The sequence below is a fragment of the Campylobacter upsaliensis genome (assembly GCF_900637395.1).
GTDB lineage: Bacteria > Campylobacterota > Campylobacteria > Campylobacterales > Campylobacteraceae > Campylobacter_D > Campylobacter_D upsaliensis.
Map to the genome: position 1 here is coordinate 927,696 of NZ_LR134372.1, position 17,641 is coordinate 945,336.

The window sequence follows — 17,641 nt, forward strand, 5'->3', positions numbered from 1 at the left end:
TCAATCCTTTAAATCCTTAGCAGGGTGAATTTCATAAGCCTTAAAAAGTGGTGGCAAAAGCTTTCTCATCGCATAATCAAAATGATAAAAACGCTTATAAATCTCCTCAGCATTTAACTCATTTTTCTTAGAAAAATCAAAGGCGTCTATATTTTCTTTTTTGCTAAGATTAGCGTCAAAATATTGAAAAAACTCCTCTCTTTTGGCGAAAAAATCCTTAAGATTTGCAACGATTTGTTCTTTTTCCATTGTGTCTCCTTAGTATTTAATGATGAAAAAATTTATAGCATTTTTACACTCAAAAAACAAGAAAATTTAACTTTTATTTAGTAAAAAATTGTTAAAGTTACGATTTTTATATCCAAATGTAGGTAAAATAATGAATTTCTTTCAAAATTTAGCACTTAAATACTCACATATTATGATGCAAAAAGCTCTTAAAAAGAATCTTAAGGTCGAACTTTTAAAAGAACCTCAAGCAAAAATCGCCAAAGAAAAATCCTATATGCTTTACGCTCACATACCATTTTGCCATACTTTTTGCCCCTATTGTAGCTTTCATAAATATTATTATGATGAAAATTTAGCTAAAAATTATTTTCAAAGCTTAAGAGAAGAACTTCAAATCATCAAAGATAAAGGTTTTAATTTTAATGCTATGTATGTGGGAGGCGGCACAACGCTTATTAACGAAGAGGAGCTTTTAAGGACATTAGAGCTTTGCAAAAAGCTTTTTGATATTAAAGAAATTTCTTGTGAGAGCGACCCAAATCACATAGATCCCAAAAAACTAACAATGTTTAAAGGTTTAATTGATAGGCTAAGCTGTGGGATACAAAGCTTTGATAATGAGACCTTAAAAAAGGTCGCGAGGTATCATAAATTTGGCTCTAGCGAAGTTTTACAAGAAAAAATTGCAAAGGCTTTAGGGATCTTGCCTATTTTTAGCATAGATTTAATTTTCAATCTTCCCACACAAAGCAAAGAGCAACTTTTAAATGACCTTAATATCGCTAAAAAATTATCCCCTCAACAAATCACAACTTATCCTTTAATGAAGTCAAATTTGACAAAAGATAATATAGCAAAATCCTTAGGCGTGAGTTTTAAAGATAATGAATTTGAATTTTATCAAATCATTTGCGAATTTTTTAAGGATTATACGCAAAATAATGCTTGGAGTTTCTCCTTAGAAAAAAATAAACTCAATGATGAATATGTTAGCTCACATCACGAGTATTTAGGCGTTGGCAGTGGGGCTTTTAGCTTTTTAGATGGTGAGCTTTTAATTAATGCTTTTAATCTTAACACCTACACCACTCTCATCAAAGAAAAGCAAAATGCCAATATAGCCAAAGCACATTTTAACCCAAAAGAAAGACTTAAATATGTCTTTTTAACCGAAATTTTTTCAGGCAGTCTTGAACTTACTCACTTTAATCGCACCTTAAAATGCGACTTAGAAAAAGAGCTTTTCATCGAGCTTAAGGCGCTTAAAATGTGTGGAGCAATTAAAAAAGAGGGCGATATTTTAAAATCTTGTGAATTTGGAAAATATCTTTTTATGGTTTTAATGAAAGATTTTTACGCGGGTATGGATTTAGTTAGGGCTGTCTTTAGAGATGATGCTAGGCTTAAAAATAAAAATTTCATTGATATTATGCGTGAAAATGTCGATCCTCTCAACGCACAAAATATGGAATTTAAAGCCTAAAAGGCTTTAAAAAGGACGCACGACCATCATTAAAGCGATGATGATAAATAAAAGTGTTGGAATTTCATTATAAATTCTAAAATATCTTCCGCTCTTTGTCGAAGTGCCATTTGCCAAGGCTTTAAGGCAGAAAAAATTATGGATATGGTAAAAAATAAGCAAGGTCGCACAAGTTAATTTCGCGTGCATAAAACCAGAGCCTATCATCAAAACTTCCTTATGTGCGTGAAGCATTAAACTTCCACTAATAATAGCCACTATCATCGCCGGAGTGCTAATCGTCCAAAAAAGCTTTCTTTCTTGCACTTTCACTACACTTACAAAACCTTCATTGTTTCTATTTTCTGCGTGATACACAAAAAGTCGCGGCAAATAAAAAAGCCCCGCCATCCACGAAACAAAACTTAAATAATGCACAAATTTAATCCACGCATAATATTCATTAATCCACTCTGTCATTTTTACCTCTCTTTAAAAAAATTTCCTTAATTAAAATCAAAGCAACGCTAAGATTTATCATTACATCAGCTACATTAAATATAGCAAATTCAAAACCCTTATGCCAAAAAAACATATCCACAACGCCTCCGTGGATAAAGCGATCAAGTAAATTTGAACACCCCGCACCAAGCATTAAGCCAAAAGCTATGATATGCTCTTTTAAAAATTCTTTTTGCCAAAAAAGATAGGCAAAAAGAATTAGCAAAATCGCCAAGTGTAAATATTTTAAATAATGCTCAAAAAAACTTAGCATAGAAAAGGCAACGCCTGTATTTAAAGCAAAAGTAAGGTCTAAATACTCACTTTGATAGCGCATACCTCTTAGGGTTAAAATTTTTACAATTTGGTCAAGAACAAAAACTAAAGCAAAAAAGCTCCAAAAAATTTTATAATCTTTAATCATTTAAAGCTTTCCTAAAAAAAGCCTCCACGCCTCTCATCTCTTTTTCCAAAAGCTTACTATCCTTTGCCTCTAAAAGTAAGCGAATTAAATTTTCCGTGCCAGAATAGCGAAAAAGGCTATTAATGCCCTTTTTATCAAGCTCTGCTTTAAGCTCTTTTAAGCCCTTAAGTTTAGCTAAATCTTTCTTTTGAGAAATTTTAAGATTGTGTAAAAGTTGCGGATAAGGCTTGATTTGCCCTAAAACTGCACTTGCGCTTTTTTTCTTTGAAAGCATTAGAGCAGAAAACTGAAGTGCGGCGATAAGCCCATCGCCTGTCTTAGCATAATCACTAAAGATAATATGCCCACTTTGCTCCCCACCAAAATTCCCCCCACAAGCCTTAAGCTTTTCAAGCACAAATTTATCGCCAACATTGCAAGTTTCAAGCTCAATTTTATTTTTATTTAAAAATTCCCTCAAAGCCCCATTACTCATAATGGTCGCTACAACTTTAGATTTTAATTTACCCTGCTCTTTGAGATGTAGAGCTAAAACACCTAGCAAACTATCTCCATTTGCCACAACGCCCTTTTCATCGACTACGACAAGCCTATCCGCATCTCCATCAAACGCAAAGCCCACATCAGCACGAAGTTTTTTAACCTCCTCTGCCAAATTCGTAGGGTGGAGCGCACCACAATTATCATTGATATTAAGCCCATTAGGACTATCACTCATCACAATCACTTCAGCACCAAGCTCCTTAAAAATGGTCGGTGCAACCTTATAAGCCGCTCCGTGTGCGACATCAAGCACGACTCTTAAAGATTTTAAGGTCAAATCTTTAGGAAAGGAATTTTTAATGCTCACAATATAACGCCCTATCACATCATCAATTCTCTTTGCTCTGCCGATTTGCTCCATCGTAACCTTAGAGCTTTCAAGCAATTTATCATCAAAATAAATTTGCTCGATTTTTTCCTCTATCTCTTCGCTGAGTTTATTGCCGTGCGAGTCAAAAAATTTAATACCATTATCAAAATAAGGATTATGTGAAGCCGAAATCATAATCCCTGCATCACAACGCATATCTTCGGTCAAAAAAGCGATAGCAGGAGTTGGCATAGGTCCTATTTGTATGACATTGTAACCTATGGAAGTAAGCCCTGAAACTATGGCATTTTCTATCATATAGCCACTTTTTCTTGTGTCTTTACCGACTAAAATATTATTTGTAATCGCCTTATCTTTAAAATAAATTCCAGCCGCCATAGCTAAACGCATTGCTAAAAAGCTGTCTAAAAATTCTCCCGCCTTACCGCGAACTCCGTCTGTTCCAAAAAGTTTCATTTTTAGCCCTTGTTAAAATTTAAAAGAATTGTAGCCTAAGATAGCAAATCGATTTTACAAGAATACTCTATAAAACGCTAATTTAGAAATTACTCCATCCTCCTTTAAATCTCTACTATACTCACCCTTTAACGCTATAAACTCCTTCGCATCAATTCCTTATCCTTGAACTCCTAAACAACATATTCTCATTAGACTAAGAATATGTTGTTTACGCCCTCTTTTTTAGTTTTACAAAATGATATTCTTCATTGCGTAATTTCTTTTCCATTCGCCTCTTTTTCTTGACAAATTTTATCATAAAGCCTAAAGAAAGGATAATAAATTAAGGCATCAAGAATAATCAATAGCACAGAAAGCACTGCTGCACTAACGCTCCCTCCTGACGCTATGTAAGCACCTATGGGAGCGGGGGTAGTCCAAGGCACTAAAATAACCATCGCAGGAACTAGCTCAAGAGAATGCGCAAAATAAGCTAAGGCACCATTGACAAGGGGAGCTAAAAGCAAAGGAACTAAAAAGATGGGATTGAGTAAAATAGGCAAGCCATAGATAATAGGCTCTGCTATGGAAAAACATACTGGCACAATGCCTACTCTACCGATATTCTTACAAAGTTTAGATTTTGAAAACAACACAAGTAAAATACACAAGGAAATAAGCCCTCCACTTCCTCCGTGCGTTACATAAAAGTCCCAAAAACCATTGGTAATTACAAAAGGTAAAGGCTCTCCTGCTTGAAATGCCTTTAAGTTTTCTCCTAAATTGACAAGCAAAAAGGGGGTCCAAAGCTGTATAAAAATTAACGCTCCATTGATTCCAAAAAACCATAAAAGGTGAATAAGAGCAGTTAATATTAAAAGCGTGTATAAGGAATCACTAGCTTGAACCACAGGGGCTAAAAATTGTTCAAAAACAACTGGAACAGAGGCTTGAAAATAATGTTCTATCAGCAACGCAAAAGGATAGATAGTTAGCAAAACGGCTAATATAGGAATAAGAGTGTTGAAACTCTGGGCAACTGCTACTGGAATTTCTTTTGGCATTTTAATGCTTAAGTTGCACCTCAAAATAAAACGCTTAAGCTCCGTAACATAAAAGGCAATGAAAATAGCGACAAACAAGCCCTTACCCCCAAAATAAGTGATATCAGCACTTGAATTTTGATAAGGCATACAAAGAAGCAGAAAAGCCATCATAGAAAGCACTGCGGTATGTAAAGGCGTTATTTTATATTCTTTAGCAAGATAAAAACTAATACTCGCACAAGCAAAAAGAGAAATTGCATTAAAACTCATTTGAAAAACGCGCCATAAAGGCTCAGACAACTCTTTTGCTAAAGCCAACCAAGCTTGTCCAAAACCACTTGTAGTATCTTCAGGATAAGGTGGAATCAACAATATCATCATAAAAGAACCTATAATCAAAAAAGGTAAAAGCACAATAAAGCCATTTTTAATGGCAACAATATGCGGTTGATTTTCAAAACGAAATGCCAAAGGCTTAACCTTTTCCAACATAAAAGTGTTGAGTGTGTCAAAAATTTTCATCAAAATCCTTTTGTGTAAGTTTCAATACTTTTGGAGTGAGAGTGAAAGCTTTAAAAATTCCACGATAACAAAAAACCCTCTCCTGCGTAAAATCCGCTTTAAGCTCTAACTCAAAACCTCTTAACCCAAAGCTTAAGGCAAAGCTAATGCCTCCCCTTAAACGCAAATGTGCCAATTTTCCGCTACCAAGTTCTTCAAAATAGCAAGGTAAAATTTCAATATAATCCAAGTGGCTCTGTATAAAAAGCTCCATTAAAGCAGCACTAATCCCTAATGAAGCATCAATTTGAAAAGGAGGATGTGCAAGAAGAAAATTCTTATATAAACCACCCCCTTTGACAAAATCAATCTCTTTGTTGTGCTTAAGATGATGGAAGGGACTTGGAGTATTTTTAGCATTTTTACAAAGTTTTTTTAACAAGATTTTAACTTTTTTAACATCTTTAAGTCTTGCATAAATAGCGATTTTCCAAACTAAAGACCAACCAGTGCCTTCTATACCTCTATTTTGCAAACTTTTTATTGCAGCCTTTAAAAGTCGTTCATCTTTATAAAATAAATTTCCAGGATACAAATCATAAAGCTGAGATAAATGTCGATGCTTAGGTTCAAAATCCAACAAATCTGCTGCATACCATTCTGCAATTTCACCTTTTTTATTGATTTGATGGGAGGCTAAATTTTCAAAAATCTCTTGGATTTCTTTATAATTAGAATGCTGTTTAGACAATCCATTAAGTGTGCGACTAAAAAGCTCTTTAAGTAAAGAAATGTCTAAAGCAGAACTTTTGCTTAAAGCGGCTCTTTGCCCTGTTTTTAAATCTTTAAAGGAGTTTTCGGGTGAGCTTGAAGGCAGAGTATGGTATTTGCCATCAATCTTCGTTACAATATCCACATAAAAAAGAGAACAAGGAAGCAAAAGAGCTTGTATCCTTTCTTTAAGATTAGAAAGAGGATTAAAATCTAAATAATGCTGAAGCGTTAAAACCAACCAAGCTGAACCTAAGCACCAAAGTGTATGTTGTGCCCCATTTCCCGTAGGATAAGCGTGGCGGTATAAATCACTATTGTGATGTAAGCACCAACCTCTAGCCCCATAAAGCTCTTTTGCAACTAAAGCACCTGTAACACTAAGTTCTTCACACAAACATAGCAAAGGCTCTATGCTATCATCTCGCCCTAAAAAAGGGGCTATCCAATAATTCATTTGCAAGTTAATATTTGTCGTGTAATTACTCGACCAAGCACTCATTATGCTATCGCACCAAATTCCTTGTAAATTTGAAGGTTGGAATTTGTTTGAACTAGCACAATGTAAATAGATTCCATAGTGGAATAATAAGGCAATTTTATCTTGTAAATTCAATTCTTTTTGTGAAGAGAAACGATTTTTGCCTTGATTAAATTTCAAAAAAAGAGGAAGAGATTTTACCCTTTCACTCTCTTTGCTAAAACTTTTTTTAAAAAGGCTAAATAAGCTTCGTCCATCACTAATTGGCTTAGAATCAAAGCCTAAAAAACCTGAAACAATATTTAAGGATAGCTTAAGTATAGTGGTATTCTTAAAATTTAAAGCCACGCTTTTAGCTTCAAGCTCCCCATCTACTTGCTGAATTTTAACTCCCCCTAAAAATCCTATCCCCTCCCCTTCTTCAAAAATAATTGCCTCCTCTTCTCTATAAGGAGAAGCATAGGAAGGACATTTACCATAAGCTACAAAATAGCCTTCTTTATAAAAACTCGTCATAAGCAACTCCCCTTCAAAAGAAAGGCTAAAATCTATACCCTTTGAAGCACTAAGCTCCAACTCTAAGCCATTTTCCCTCATAATACTTACAAGAGAAACTGCATTTTTACCTAACATAAAGTGTTCTTGATGGGTAGATTTTAACAAATCAAGCTCCCTATAATAAGTTCCCAAATCCCCAACAAAATCAAAACGCAACACGCCAAAAGGCATAAAACTACCAGAAAATCCCCCTTGCAACCACTCGTCAGCAAAAGCGTTTGCCAAGGAATATTTCTCTTGTAAAATCAGTTTTTTAACCTCTGCAAGCTTTTCTTTAAAAAGCTTACCATATCTACTTTCCTTACCCCTATACGCATAAAGACCATCTTTAATAAACCCCATAGGTGCTAACATTTCATCGCTAGGATTTTCATCAATCAATGGCTTGCCAGAATAAAGCGTAGATTCATTAAGCCCATAAACTCCTAATCCATAAGCCATAACGCCCAAGCGTCCATTGCCTAAAGGCAAAGCCTCATTAAAATTTTTTGCAGGTTTTGTAAAATAAATATGCATTAACTTGCCTTAAAAATAATTTTATTTTAAAAGGTATCATAAAAATTACATATTTTTGAAATGAATCATCAATTTTATCTTCAATAAATAAAATAAATGTTACAATAATACACAAAACTATTTATGTGTTACAATAATATACAATTTATACCTAAGATTTTTAATTATTCCAAACTGGAATTTTAATCCACAAAAATATCATTTCTTAGATACTCAAAACTGCAAAAAACCTATAATAACTAATCTTTAGAGGCTTATTTATATTATGGTAAGTTTACTAAAATAAACAATGTTTTAGGCTATAAAATTATTATTTCTCATTAATAGAAATCAATTTTTATTATTTAAAGACTTTGTTTTCATTAAATTGTTGTATATAAAAACATTTCTTCTTCAATGGGTCCGTATTAACTTCAATCATTCATATTTTAGATTTTACTCCTAAGTTTAGCCTTTAAATCCACATGTTAAAGATTATATTCTTTCCATAAATTCTCCACATTCATCTTTCTTGCTATCTTCACATATTTTTAATAGTTTCATTACAAAGCCACTAATAAGGCTGATAAATTTCGCCCTTTTCTTTTTTATTGTCTAACAATTTGTTAGCAACTTCCCAAAATTTAGAATGAATATCGCACTTATGTTTTACATACAGGCATTCTCATCTCAATTTTTAATTAACAAAAAAGCTTATTTTTTAATTTTCGGTCAAAAAATTTAAATTTTGTTTATTTTATTTCGTAAAAATTACAAATATTTTGAAAGCAAATAAAGGACAAAATGGAAAATTTAACTATTTATGCCTTAGCTTATCTTTTGGGCTCTGTGCCTTTTGGATTAATTTTAGCTAGGGTTTTTGCTAAGGTCGATATTAAAAATCAAGGCTCAAAGAGCATAGGTGCAACCAATGTTTTAAGAGTTGTCAAAGAAGCAAATCCAAATTTAGCCAAAAAGCTCGCCATAGCAACGATAATACTCGATTTTGCTAAGGCTTTTATCCCTCTTATGGTGCTGAAATTTTTAAATTATGATTTAAATTTGCTTTGGAGTGTAGCGGTTTTGACGATATTTGGGCACTGCTTTTCACTTTATCTTTTTTTTGAAGGCGGAAAGGGTATAGCCACTGGGGCTGGAGCTATGGCTGTGCTTTTACCCTTAGAAGTTTTGAGTGCTTTTATAGCGTGGTTCATCATAGGAAAAGTTTTTAAAATCTCTTCTTTAGCCTCGCTTATGGGACTTTTAGCCTTTATCACCACTTCTTTTGTGTTTAATTATAATATGCCCGTTATCGATACTCACGCACCTGTGTTTATCATCGCCTTTATCATACTTTACAAACACTTGCCTAATATCAAAAGATTGCTTTTTAAAGAAGAATGCAAAGTCATATAAAAATCAAGCTTAAATTTAAGTGTATCATAGGAATTTTACCCAAAGAGCGTGTCGAAAAACAAAAAATCATCGTTAAAATTAAGGCTAAAAGCGATGATTTTTTAGACTATGCTAAAGTCGCAAAATGTGTTAAAGCAAACTACAAAAAGCAAAAATTTCAAACCATAGAAGATTCTTTAAATTTTATGGGTGCTAATTTAAAAGAACTTTTTCCTCAAATTTTTTATTTAAAAATCACAACTTTTAAACCAAAAATTCTCAAAAATGCTAAAGTTGGTGCTAGTAGGCAGTTTATTTTGACAAATTTAGGGGGTAAAAATGTATGAAAAAAAAGATTTAAAAGCCTTGAAAATCGCTCAAAAGGCGAGAGAATTTAATGATGGCGAGTTACTTAACGAAGCCTTTGTTTCGCAGCTTATAAACACTCCACTTCTCTCACTTAGCCTAAAAGAAAAAGAGGATTTAATGCAAATTTTAAACGCCCTCATTTCAAGCAAGGAAGCTGCTCTTTTAAGCAAGTAGCTCCCACTCAAGCCTAAAAGCACTTCCTTCACCCTCTTTTGACTCGCAACTTATCAAAATGTCATTTTCCTCACAAATTTTCTTTACCAAAGAAAGCCCTATACCAAAGCCTCCTTGATCCTCATTAAACCTCGCATAACGCTCAAAAATATGTGCCAAATTTTCTTTAGAAATTCCACAGCCACTATCTTTAATGACAAGGGAATTTTCTTTAAGGATAATAGCGATTTCTCCGCCTTTTTTATTATATTTTATCGCATTGCTTAAAAGATTATCGATGAGTTTAGAAATTTGATTTTTATTTGCAAAAAAAAGAGAGTGTGTATTTAAATCAAGCTTCAAACAAAGCTTTTTTTGCTCGAAAAATAATCTAAAATACTCCACTCTCTCCTTTATCAAAATGCTCAAATCAAAGCTTTCTTTTTCATTTGAAAGCGTATGGGAAAAATTATAAAAAACCAAATCAGAATAAATTTGATGCAAAGTTTTAGCCGCTAATTTAATGCGTAAAAATTTGGCACTTTGTTCCAAATTCTGTCTTTCAAGCTGCTCTATACTCATTAAAATCACACTTAAAGGCGTATTGATTTCGTGCGTAGAATCTTTAATGAAGCGATTAAGCGTTTCTATTTTTTCCTCCATAGGCTTAAGAGAAATTTTAACTAAAATATAAGCGATCAAAGCTAAAATTCCAAAAGCAAGTAATGCAAAACTCAAAACTTTCAATTTAATCAAAAGCAAATCCCTACTCACATCTTCGCCTTGTATAAGAATTTTAAGCCCCTCATCATTTTCCACATGCCCCTTAGTTTGTCCTAAATAATACTCACTTAAGCTCATCGGTGCCATAAAAAATACCCTACCCTCACTCACTCCCCTACCCTTAAGTCTAATCTTTGCTTGAGTATAATTAAGGTCTAAATTATTAAAAAAAGCCCTTTCTTTATCAAAAATGGCAAATTGAACTCTCGCACTTTTAGCGATATTTGCAGCATTTTCTTCTAAAGGGACGAAGCGATTATTTGCGATATTAACAACTATGGTGCGGCGTATTTCTCTTAAATTCTCACCTTTTATAAGGATTAAATCCTCATAAAGTTTTTCATACCAAATGCTAAAAAAAATGCTTAAAAAAACGCCAGTGGTTGTAAGATAGATGAGTAAAATTTGCCATATTACTTTTTTAGCCATAGCGGTAGCCTCTGCCTCGCTGATTAATAATTTTATCCTTACCTAAAATTTTACGCAAATTTTTCACATAAGCTCTAAGACTAAGCTCACTAGGCTCTTCATCATATTCCCAAAGCTTATCAAAAATTTCTTCCACACTTAAAAAATGATTTTTATTTTGCAAAAGTAAGGTCAAAAGTTTAATTTCCTTACTTGGCAGGGCTAAGACTTTGTCATCTTTATATAAAATTTGATTTTTAAGACTAAATTTAAGTCCCTCTCCTAAATCCTCGTAATTTTCATTTTTATGAAAAAAGGAGCGTTTAAGTAAAGCTTCTACGCGCAAAGAAAGTTCAGCCAACTCAAAAGGCTTTTTAATATAATCATCACAACCCACGCTAAAGCCCTGTTTTAAATCATCTGTGGTATTTAAAGAGGTCATAAAAATGCAAGGAGTTTGCTTATTTGCCCCTCTTAATTCTTTAAGTAAAGAAAAGCCATCGCCCAAAGGCACTTTGACATCTAAAATCCAAAGGTCATAATTTCTCTCATAAGCTAAATCAAGCGCCTCTTTAGCATTATCACAAAGCGTGATTTTATAACCCTCATCACTCAAATGCTCTTCTATAATCTCACCCAAACTCAAATCATCTTCTAAAATCAAAATCCTAGCCGCCACAATTTTCCTTTCAAAAAAGCTTATTTTAGCAAAAAATAGAAAGCATTTTAAATTCATTTTTATTTAAATAAATTTATAATCTAACAAATTTATTTAAAGGAGTCGTTATGCTTCCAAAATGGGACGATAGCTTTAGCGTTCATAATGCCAAAATAGACAAACAGCACAAAAAACTTTTTGAATTAGCTGCTAAAGTCGAAATGGTATCGGATAAAGCCGTAAGTAAAAACGATGTTAAAGATTTACTTGCGGAATTTTTCAATTATATGAAGGATCATTTTAACGATGAGGAAAAATATATGCACCTTATCAACTACCCAGAACTTGAGGCACATCGCAAAATTCATAAAGAAATTATCCAAACAATGATTAATCTCATTAAGGACATTAAATCCACAAACGATCTTAAAGAAAAGCTTTATATAGTCGCTAAAAAATGGCTTTTAGAGCATATCTTGTATGAAGATATGAAAGTGCAAAAATGGCGAAGTGCAGGTATAAGTGATGATGGTGGCGGTGAAGTAAGCTTTGAGTTAAGCGAAGATGAAGATGCAGACAAGGAGCAAATTTATCTTTATATCTGCGACTGCGAGGGTAAAATTCACGATGTGCCTTATGCGATTCATCAAAAAATGGAACTTCAAGGCAAAAAATTCATTTGTAAAAACTGCAAACAAGCAATTCGTTTCCATAAAATACAATCTTAAGAAAGGATAAAAATGAAAACTAAAATGACAAATTACTCTCTTAAACTCTCTCCTACACTTAAAGAAAGGCTAGACGCTTTAAGTAAAAATCTCTCCAAACCAAAGTCAGCTATAGTGCGTGAGGCTATCGAGGCTTATTTAAATGAAATCGAAGACTTTTCTAGTGCCGTCAATGCTTTGGAGGAATTAAAGGACGGAGATTACAAAAAAGCAAGCAAAAAAATCGATAAGCTAGTAAAAAATCTCAAAGAAACAGAAAAAGAAGAGGAAATGGTCGATTTTGACTTTGCTGTAAAAGCCTTAGAGGAATTAAAAGACGGAGATTACAAAAAAGCAAGCAAAGAAATCGATAAAATCGTCAAAAACCTTAAAAATACAAAATAAGCTACCTGAAGGTAGCTTCATCATCTTCATTTAATAAACATAAGGCTAAAAATGATTACACAGCAAAATTTAAAAGAAATGCTAGAGATTTTGGGATTTGAAGCTCTCTCTGCGGGGGGGGGCAAAAAGCTAGAATCTAAAAATGCAAATATCTACACAAAGACCATAAACTCCTACATAATGCAAGTAGATTTTACAAAGCAACAGCTTATCTACCCACAAGGCATAAAGATACACGACACCACGACTTCCAACTTCTCTCACCCTGAAAATTTTGTCGTCTTTGAATGTGTGCATAGATTATTAGAAAAGGGCTATAAAGCAGAGTCTTTAGAGCTAGAGCCAAGATGGCAGCTAGGCAGAGAAGCAAAAAGTGGGAAAGCTGATATTTTAGTGCGTGATAATAAAAACGCCCCCTATCTCATCATAGAGTGCAAAACCGCAGGGGAAAATAGCAAAAGCGAATTTAGCAAAGAATGGGAGAGAATGCAAAATAATGGCGGACAGCTTTTTAGCTATTTTCAGCAAGAAAAAGCTACAAAATTTTTGTGCCTTTACACCAGCGATTTAGAAACAAAATCTAAAAATATCAAATATCAAAATTACATTATCAATATGCAAGATAATGAAGCCACTTTAGCACAAAGCAAAAAGAAAGGCTATAAAGACGCAAATTCAAATAAAGAAGTCTTTCAAATATGGAGTGATACTTATGCTAAAGAGTATGAAAAAAGTGGAATTTTTGAAGATGAAATTGCCATTTATAATATCACTAAGCTTAAACCAAAGCTAGATAATCTAAAGCCTATGAGTCAAAGCGAAATCCAAAAAAAGCGACACGAATGGGCGACCATTTTAAGGGCAAATGCAGTGGGCGATAGGTCATTAGCATTAAATGGGCTAATGAATCTTTTTTTATGTAAAATCACTGATGAGTTAGAAAATGCAAATGACTTGCACTTTAATTGGCGTGGTTATAGCCGTGATTCTGCCTTTGATTTAGTAGATAGACTGCAAAAGCTCTATAAAACGGGAATGGAAAAATATCTTAATCAAACAATCACCTATCATTCTAAAGACAGCATTGAAGAGGCTTTTACAAGTGCGTTTGAAGGCATTGTTGTGAAAGAGAAAATCCAAAATATATTTAATGACTTGAAATATTTTTCCAATGGCGATTTTAATTTTATAGAAGTTTATAACGAAAATCTTTTTTATAAAAACTTTAAAATTCTTTTACCCATAGTCCTAAAGCTAGAGGACACAGCCTTTACAAAAAATGCAGATTCTAATATTTTAGGCGATTATTTTGAAAGCTATATCCACGATATGCCACAACAAGAGGGGCAGTATTTCACCCCTGTGCCTTTGGTAAATTTTATTATCCATTCTTTGCCTGTGTTTAAAAATGCTAGTGTGCTAGACTTTTCTTGTGGAGCAGGACATTTTCTAACCCAATACGCAGAAATCAATAAGCCCTACAAAAAAGCCAAATTTTTAGGACAAGACAAAGACCCACGCCTAGCTAAAATCGCTAAAATTGCTTCCTTTATGCACAGCACAGATATGGATATTCTAGCTAACGACTCGTTTGAATGTGGTATAGATGATTCTAAATTTAATGTGCTTATTTCAAATCCACCCTATTCAGTAGATGGCTTTTTAAATGTTTTAAGCGATGATATAAGAAAAAGCTATGAGCTTTTTAACGATAAGCTTAATATAGAATCAAACAACGCCATAGAATGCTTTTTTATAGAAAAATCAAGTAAAGCTCTGCAAAGCAATGGACTCCTATCCCTTGTCCTACCAAATTCTTTAATCAACAAAGACAGCATCTACAAAGCCACTAGAGAACTAATGCTGCGTGACTTTTATATCATCGCCCTTGTAAGCTTAGGCAATCAAACCTTTTTTAAAACAGGCACAAATCCTATCATTCTTTTTGCTTTGCGTAAAGCAAAAAATACTGATACAAAAACGACTCAAAATGATCTTTACAAAGACTTCTATAAACACATTGTAGAAAATAAGCTATCCACACTTTTAAAAGCTTATAAAAGTGAATTTTTAGCCCTGATTCAAGCATATTGCACTTTTAGAGAATACGACAAAGATGAGTTTTTAGCCCTTTTAGAGCTAAATTTGCAAGAAGATTCCACGCTTTATACAAACGAGCTTTTTAAAGAATATGCAAATGCTTACAAAGCTTTAATCCAAAAAGAAAAAGATGAATATAATAAAAAAAGCGATAAGCATAAAGCACAAAACCCCTTTACTCCAAGTCAAAGCAAACAAGAATTTATAAGAAAACTTGAAGCAGAGAAGTTTCTATACTTTTGCTACTGCTTAGATTCTAATCCACTCATTATAAAAGCTCCAAGCGATAACAAAGAGCAAAAAAGCTTCTTAGGCTATGAGTGGAGTAATAAAAAAGGCAAACAAGGCATACAATACATCACCGCTTCAGGCATAAATGCTATAAGTGAGATTCTAACCCCTCTTTACAATCCTAAAAATCGTTTTGATAGCTCTAAACTTAGCTTTTACATTATGCAAGAATATTTAAGCAAACTTGATTTAAAAGCCCTAGATAATTACTTTCAAAAAGACATAGCAAAAGAGCAAGAAATCCCGCAAGACTTAAGCCCCTATGCTTTTAAAGCAAAACTCATAGATATGCTAGACTTTAGCAAAGTGGATTTTAATAAGGCTATAAGCTTAAATCCCGTCATTACGAGTGAGCAGGGCGAGCGTGGCAATCCACAGAATCCTTTTGAAAATTGTAAATTTGAGTTGGTGAAAATTAAGGAAATTTGTGAAATTGGCAGGGGTAGAGTTATTAGCCATAAATTTATTGAAGCAAACAAAGGGGAATATCCTGTCTATTCATCACAAACAAAAGATGAAGGTATTATGGGATATATCAATACTTTTGATTTTGAAGGCGATTATGTAACTTGGACAACTGATGGAATTTATGCTGGAACTTGCTTTTATAGAAAAGGTAAATTTAACTGCACAAATGTTTGCGGAACTCTAAAGATAAAAGATTCTAATGTAATCCTTTATTATTATTTATCTTTGGTTTTAAATCTAGCAACGCCAAATTATGTTGTAAAAGTAGCAAACCCAAAGCTAATGAATAATGTAATGGCAGAGATAAAAATCCCCTTGCCACCTTTAGAAATCCAAAAGCAAATCGTAGCAGAGTGTGAAAAGGTAGAAGAGCAGTATAACATCATAAGAATGAGCATAGAAAAATACCAAGAGTTGATTAAAGCGATTTTAGTGAAATGTGGCATTGTAAATTCTAATGAGGGGGGCAGTAGAGACTTCATCGCTTCCTTGCTAGATTCTATACAAGAGCTAGAATCTAAGCTAGATTTTTTTGCAAATTCTGCGGTGGCAAAGCACGACTTTGCCACAATAAAAATCAATGAAAGTGCGAAGCACAACCTTGAAAGCGTTGTCGGGGTGGGGGATATACAAGGGGGAGGGAGCGACTTCGCAATTCAAGCCCCTCCCCCTTGTGAAAAAGAAAAAATAGAATCCAGCAGAGATGCTTCGCACTCAAAGCCCTTCAGTATGACAAACACAAATGACTTAAAAGCCCTTTTAGATTCTATCCCCACCCCACCAGCACAGGGCTGGAATACAATCAAGCTTAATAATAAGAAATACCTTACCCTTAATCCAAGCAAAAGAGAGATTGCAAATATTGATGAAAATACCATCATTTCTTTTGTGGAAATGGCAAGTGTGGCAGATAAAGGCTATATCCAAAACAAAGTTGATAAGCCGCTAAAAGAGCTTAAAAAGGGGAGCTATACCTATTTTGCGGAAAATGATATTTTGATAGCTAAAATCACGCCGTGTATGGAAAACGGAAAATGTGCCATTGCAAAAAATCTTACAAATGGTTTAGGTATGGGAAGTAGTGAATTTCATATTTTTAGAACACATAAGGGGCTAAACAATAAATTTTTATTTGCTTGTCTTAATCAAGATTCTATAAGACAAGAAGCGGCGAAAAATATGACAGGCTCAAGCGGACACAGAAGAGTGCCAATAAGCTTTTATGAATCCTTGCAAATCCCACTCCCACCCCTTGAGGCACAAGAAAAAATCGTAAGTGCTATTGATAGCGTAGAATCTCAAATCAAAAGAATAGATTCTAAGCTTGAAATTTTAGAAACAAGAAAGGCAGAGATTTTAGCTAATGCCTTGAATGCTGGTAACGAGAGAGAGAGAGAACAGGCGGAGCTTAGAGAAATCTTAAGCGAGATAGAATCTCTGCTTTCACAAAGAAAAATCTTACAACGCTTCATTACAAAAATCTTACAAAAAGCAGGACTTACTCAAAGCTTACATTCCTTGCTAGATTCTCTCCCCACTCCACCAAAACACGGCTGGGAAAGGGTCAAACTAGGGCAAGTCGTAAGCGTTCAAAGTGGTGGCACACCTAGCCGAGAAGTTGCAGAATATTGGAATGGTGATATAAATTGGATTAAATCAGAAGTGTGTCAAAATTGCTATGTATATGAAAATCAAGTTAAAGAGAAAATTACAGAATTAGGACTTAAAAAATCATCGGCAAAAATACTTAAAAAAGATTCTGTCTTAATCGCATTAGTGGGTGCTACTATCGGTAAAGTTGGCTATTTAACTTTTGATTCCACGACAAACCAAAATATAGCGGGACTTTATCCATTGAATAGTGAAAATCTTAATACGAAATTTTTGTATTTTGCGTGTTTGGGGCTTTATCATCTCTTTACAGAAAAGGGCGGTTTCACTATGGCAAATTTAACATTTATAAAAAATCTCAAAATCCCCCTACCACCCCTTGAAGCACAAGAAAAAATCATAAGTGCTATTGAAAGAATAGAACTTACAATAAATGTCGCAAAAGAACGAAAAGAAACATTTCAAAGCAAAATTTCAAGCTATATTCAGAATGCTTTGTGTTAATTTATCG

14 protein-coding genes and 1 pseudogene are annotated in these 17,641 nt (G+C 33.7%); 7 read left to right on the forward strand and 8 right to left on the reverse strand.

What is annotated here, in order from left to right:
* A complete protein-coding gene (gene cmeU / locus EL158_RS04745) occupies positions 1-249 on the reverse strand; it encodes a CmeU family protein (protein ID WP_004277393.1) in 249 nt (82 codons plus the stop codon).
* A gap of 130 nt (positions 250-379) precedes the next feature.
* Between cmeU and EL158_RS04750 the strand changes: the two genes are divergently transcribed.
* Entirely contained in the window at positions 380-1,714 is a 1,335-nt protein-coding gene (locus EL158_RS04750; RefSeq protein ID WP_027303731.1) for a coproporphyrinogen III oxidase family protein, read from the forward strand.
* Positions 1,715-1,720: 6 nt separating this feature from the next.
* Here EL158_RS04750 and hemJ read toward each other — a convergent pair whose 3' ends face one another.
* From hemJ to EL158_RS04775, 5 genes are all read right to left on the reverse strand, one after another.
* Positions 1,721-2,173, reverse strand: a complete 453-nt coding sequence (gene hemJ / locus EL158_RS04755; protein WP_027303732.1) for a protoporphyrinogen oxidase HemJ — start codon at positions 2,171-2,173, stop codon at positions 1,721-1,723.
* Positions 2,157-2,618 (reverse strand): signal peptidase II, encoded by a 462-nt coding sequence (gene lspA / locus EL158_RS04760; protein ID WP_027303733.1) that lies wholly within the window; start codon positions 2,616-2,618, stop codon positions 2,157-2,159. The genes hemJ and lspA overlap by 17 nt, the downstream gene beginning before the upstream one ends.
* Entirely contained in the window at positions 2,611-3,948 is a 1,338-nt protein-coding gene (gene glmM, locus EL158_RS04765) for a phosphoglucosamine mutase (protein WP_027303734.1), read from the reverse strand. Before glmM ends, lspA begins: the two co-directional genes overlap by 8 nt.
* Positions 3,949-4,196: 248 nt before the next feature.
* Positions 4,197-5,498, reverse strand: coding sequence for a PTS sugar transporter subunit IIC (locus EL158_RS04770; RefSeq protein WP_027303735.1), 1,302 nt, complete (start codon positions 5,496-5,498; stop codon positions 4,197-4,199).
* Positions 5,485-7,803, reverse strand: a complete 2,319-nt coding sequence (locus EL158_RS04775; protein ID WP_027303736.1) for a glycosyl hydrolase family 95 catalytic domain-containing protein — start codon at positions 7,801-7,803, stop codon at positions 5,485-5,487. Before EL158_RS04775 ends, EL158_RS04770 begins: the two co-directional genes overlap by 14 nt.
* Positions 7,804-8,586: 783 nt before the next feature.
* On the opposite strand from EL158_RS04775, the gene plsY reads away from it, so the two are divergent.
* Genes plsY through EL158_RS04790 form a run of 3 tightly spaced genes read left to right on the forward strand, consistent with a single transcriptional unit; the run spans position 8,587 to position 9,720 of the window.
* The gene (plsY, locus tag EL158_RS04780; RefSeq protein WP_027303737.1) at positions 8,587-9,198 is read left to right on the forward strand and encodes a glycerol-3-phosphate 1-O-acyltransferase PlsY; all 612 of its coding nucleotides are present in this window, start codon (positions 8,587-8,589) and stop codon (positions 9,196-9,198) included.
* Positions 9,183-9,524, forward strand: a complete 342-nt coding sequence (locus EL158_RS04785) for a dihydroneopterin aldolase (protein ID WP_027303738.1) — start codon at positions 9,183-9,185, stop codon at positions 9,522-9,524. The genes plsY and EL158_RS04785 overlap by 16 nt, the downstream gene beginning before the upstream one ends.
* Positions 9,517-9,720, forward strand: coding sequence for a hypothetical protein (locus tag EL158_RS04790; RefSeq protein ID WP_027303739.1), 204 nt, complete (start codon positions 9,517-9,519; stop codon positions 9,718-9,720). The genes EL158_RS04785 and EL158_RS04790 overlap by 8 nt, the downstream gene beginning before the upstream one ends.
* Here EL158_RS04790 and EL158_RS04795 read toward each other — a convergent pair.
* Together EL158_RS04795 and dccR are read right to left on the reverse strand one after the other, a co-directional pair.
* The gene (locus EL158_RS04795) at positions 9,709-10,911 is read right to left on the reverse strand and encodes a sensor histidine kinase (RefSeq protein ID WP_027303740.1); all 1,203 of its coding nucleotides are present in this window, start codon (positions 10,909-10,911) and stop codon (positions 9,709-9,711) included. The two genes, EL158_RS04790 and EL158_RS04795, sit on opposite strands and share 12 nt — an antisense overlap.
* Positions 10,904-11,569 carry a two-component system response regulator DccR gene (gene dccR / locus EL158_RS04800; RefSeq protein WP_027303741.1) on the reverse strand — a complete coding sequence of 222 codons (666 nt, stop codon included), beginning with the start codon at positions 11,567-11,569 and terminating at the stop codon, positions 10,904-10,906. The genes EL158_RS04795 and dccR overlap by 8 nt, the downstream gene beginning before the upstream one ends.
* Before the next feature lie 107 nt (positions 11,570-11,676).
* Between dccR and EL158_RS04805 the strand changes: the two genes are divergently transcribed.
* The 3 genes and pseudogenes from EL158_RS04805 to EL158_RS04815 all read left to right on the forward strand — a co-directional run bounded on the left by EL158_RS04805 (position 11,677) and on the right by EL158_RS04815 (position 17,634).
* On the forward strand, positions 11,677-12,276 hold the full coding sequence (locus tag EL158_RS04805) for a bacteriohemerythrin (protein WP_004275521.1): 600 nt from the start codon (positions 11,677-11,679) through the stop codon (positions 12,274-12,276).
* A gap of 12 nt (positions 12,277-12,288) precedes the next feature.
* Positions 12,289-12,534, forward strand: a pseudogene (locus tag EL158_RS04810) (ribbon-helix-helix protein, CopG family); the annotation flags it as partial.
* A gap of 177 nt (positions 12,535-12,711) precedes the next feature.
* On the forward strand, positions 12,712-17,634 hold the full coding sequence (locus EL158_RS04815; RefSeq protein WP_051529114.1) for a restriction endonuclease subunit S: 4,923 nt from the start codon (positions 12,712-12,714) through the stop codon (positions 17,632-17,634).
* Positions 17,635-17,641: the final 7 nt, after the last annotated feature.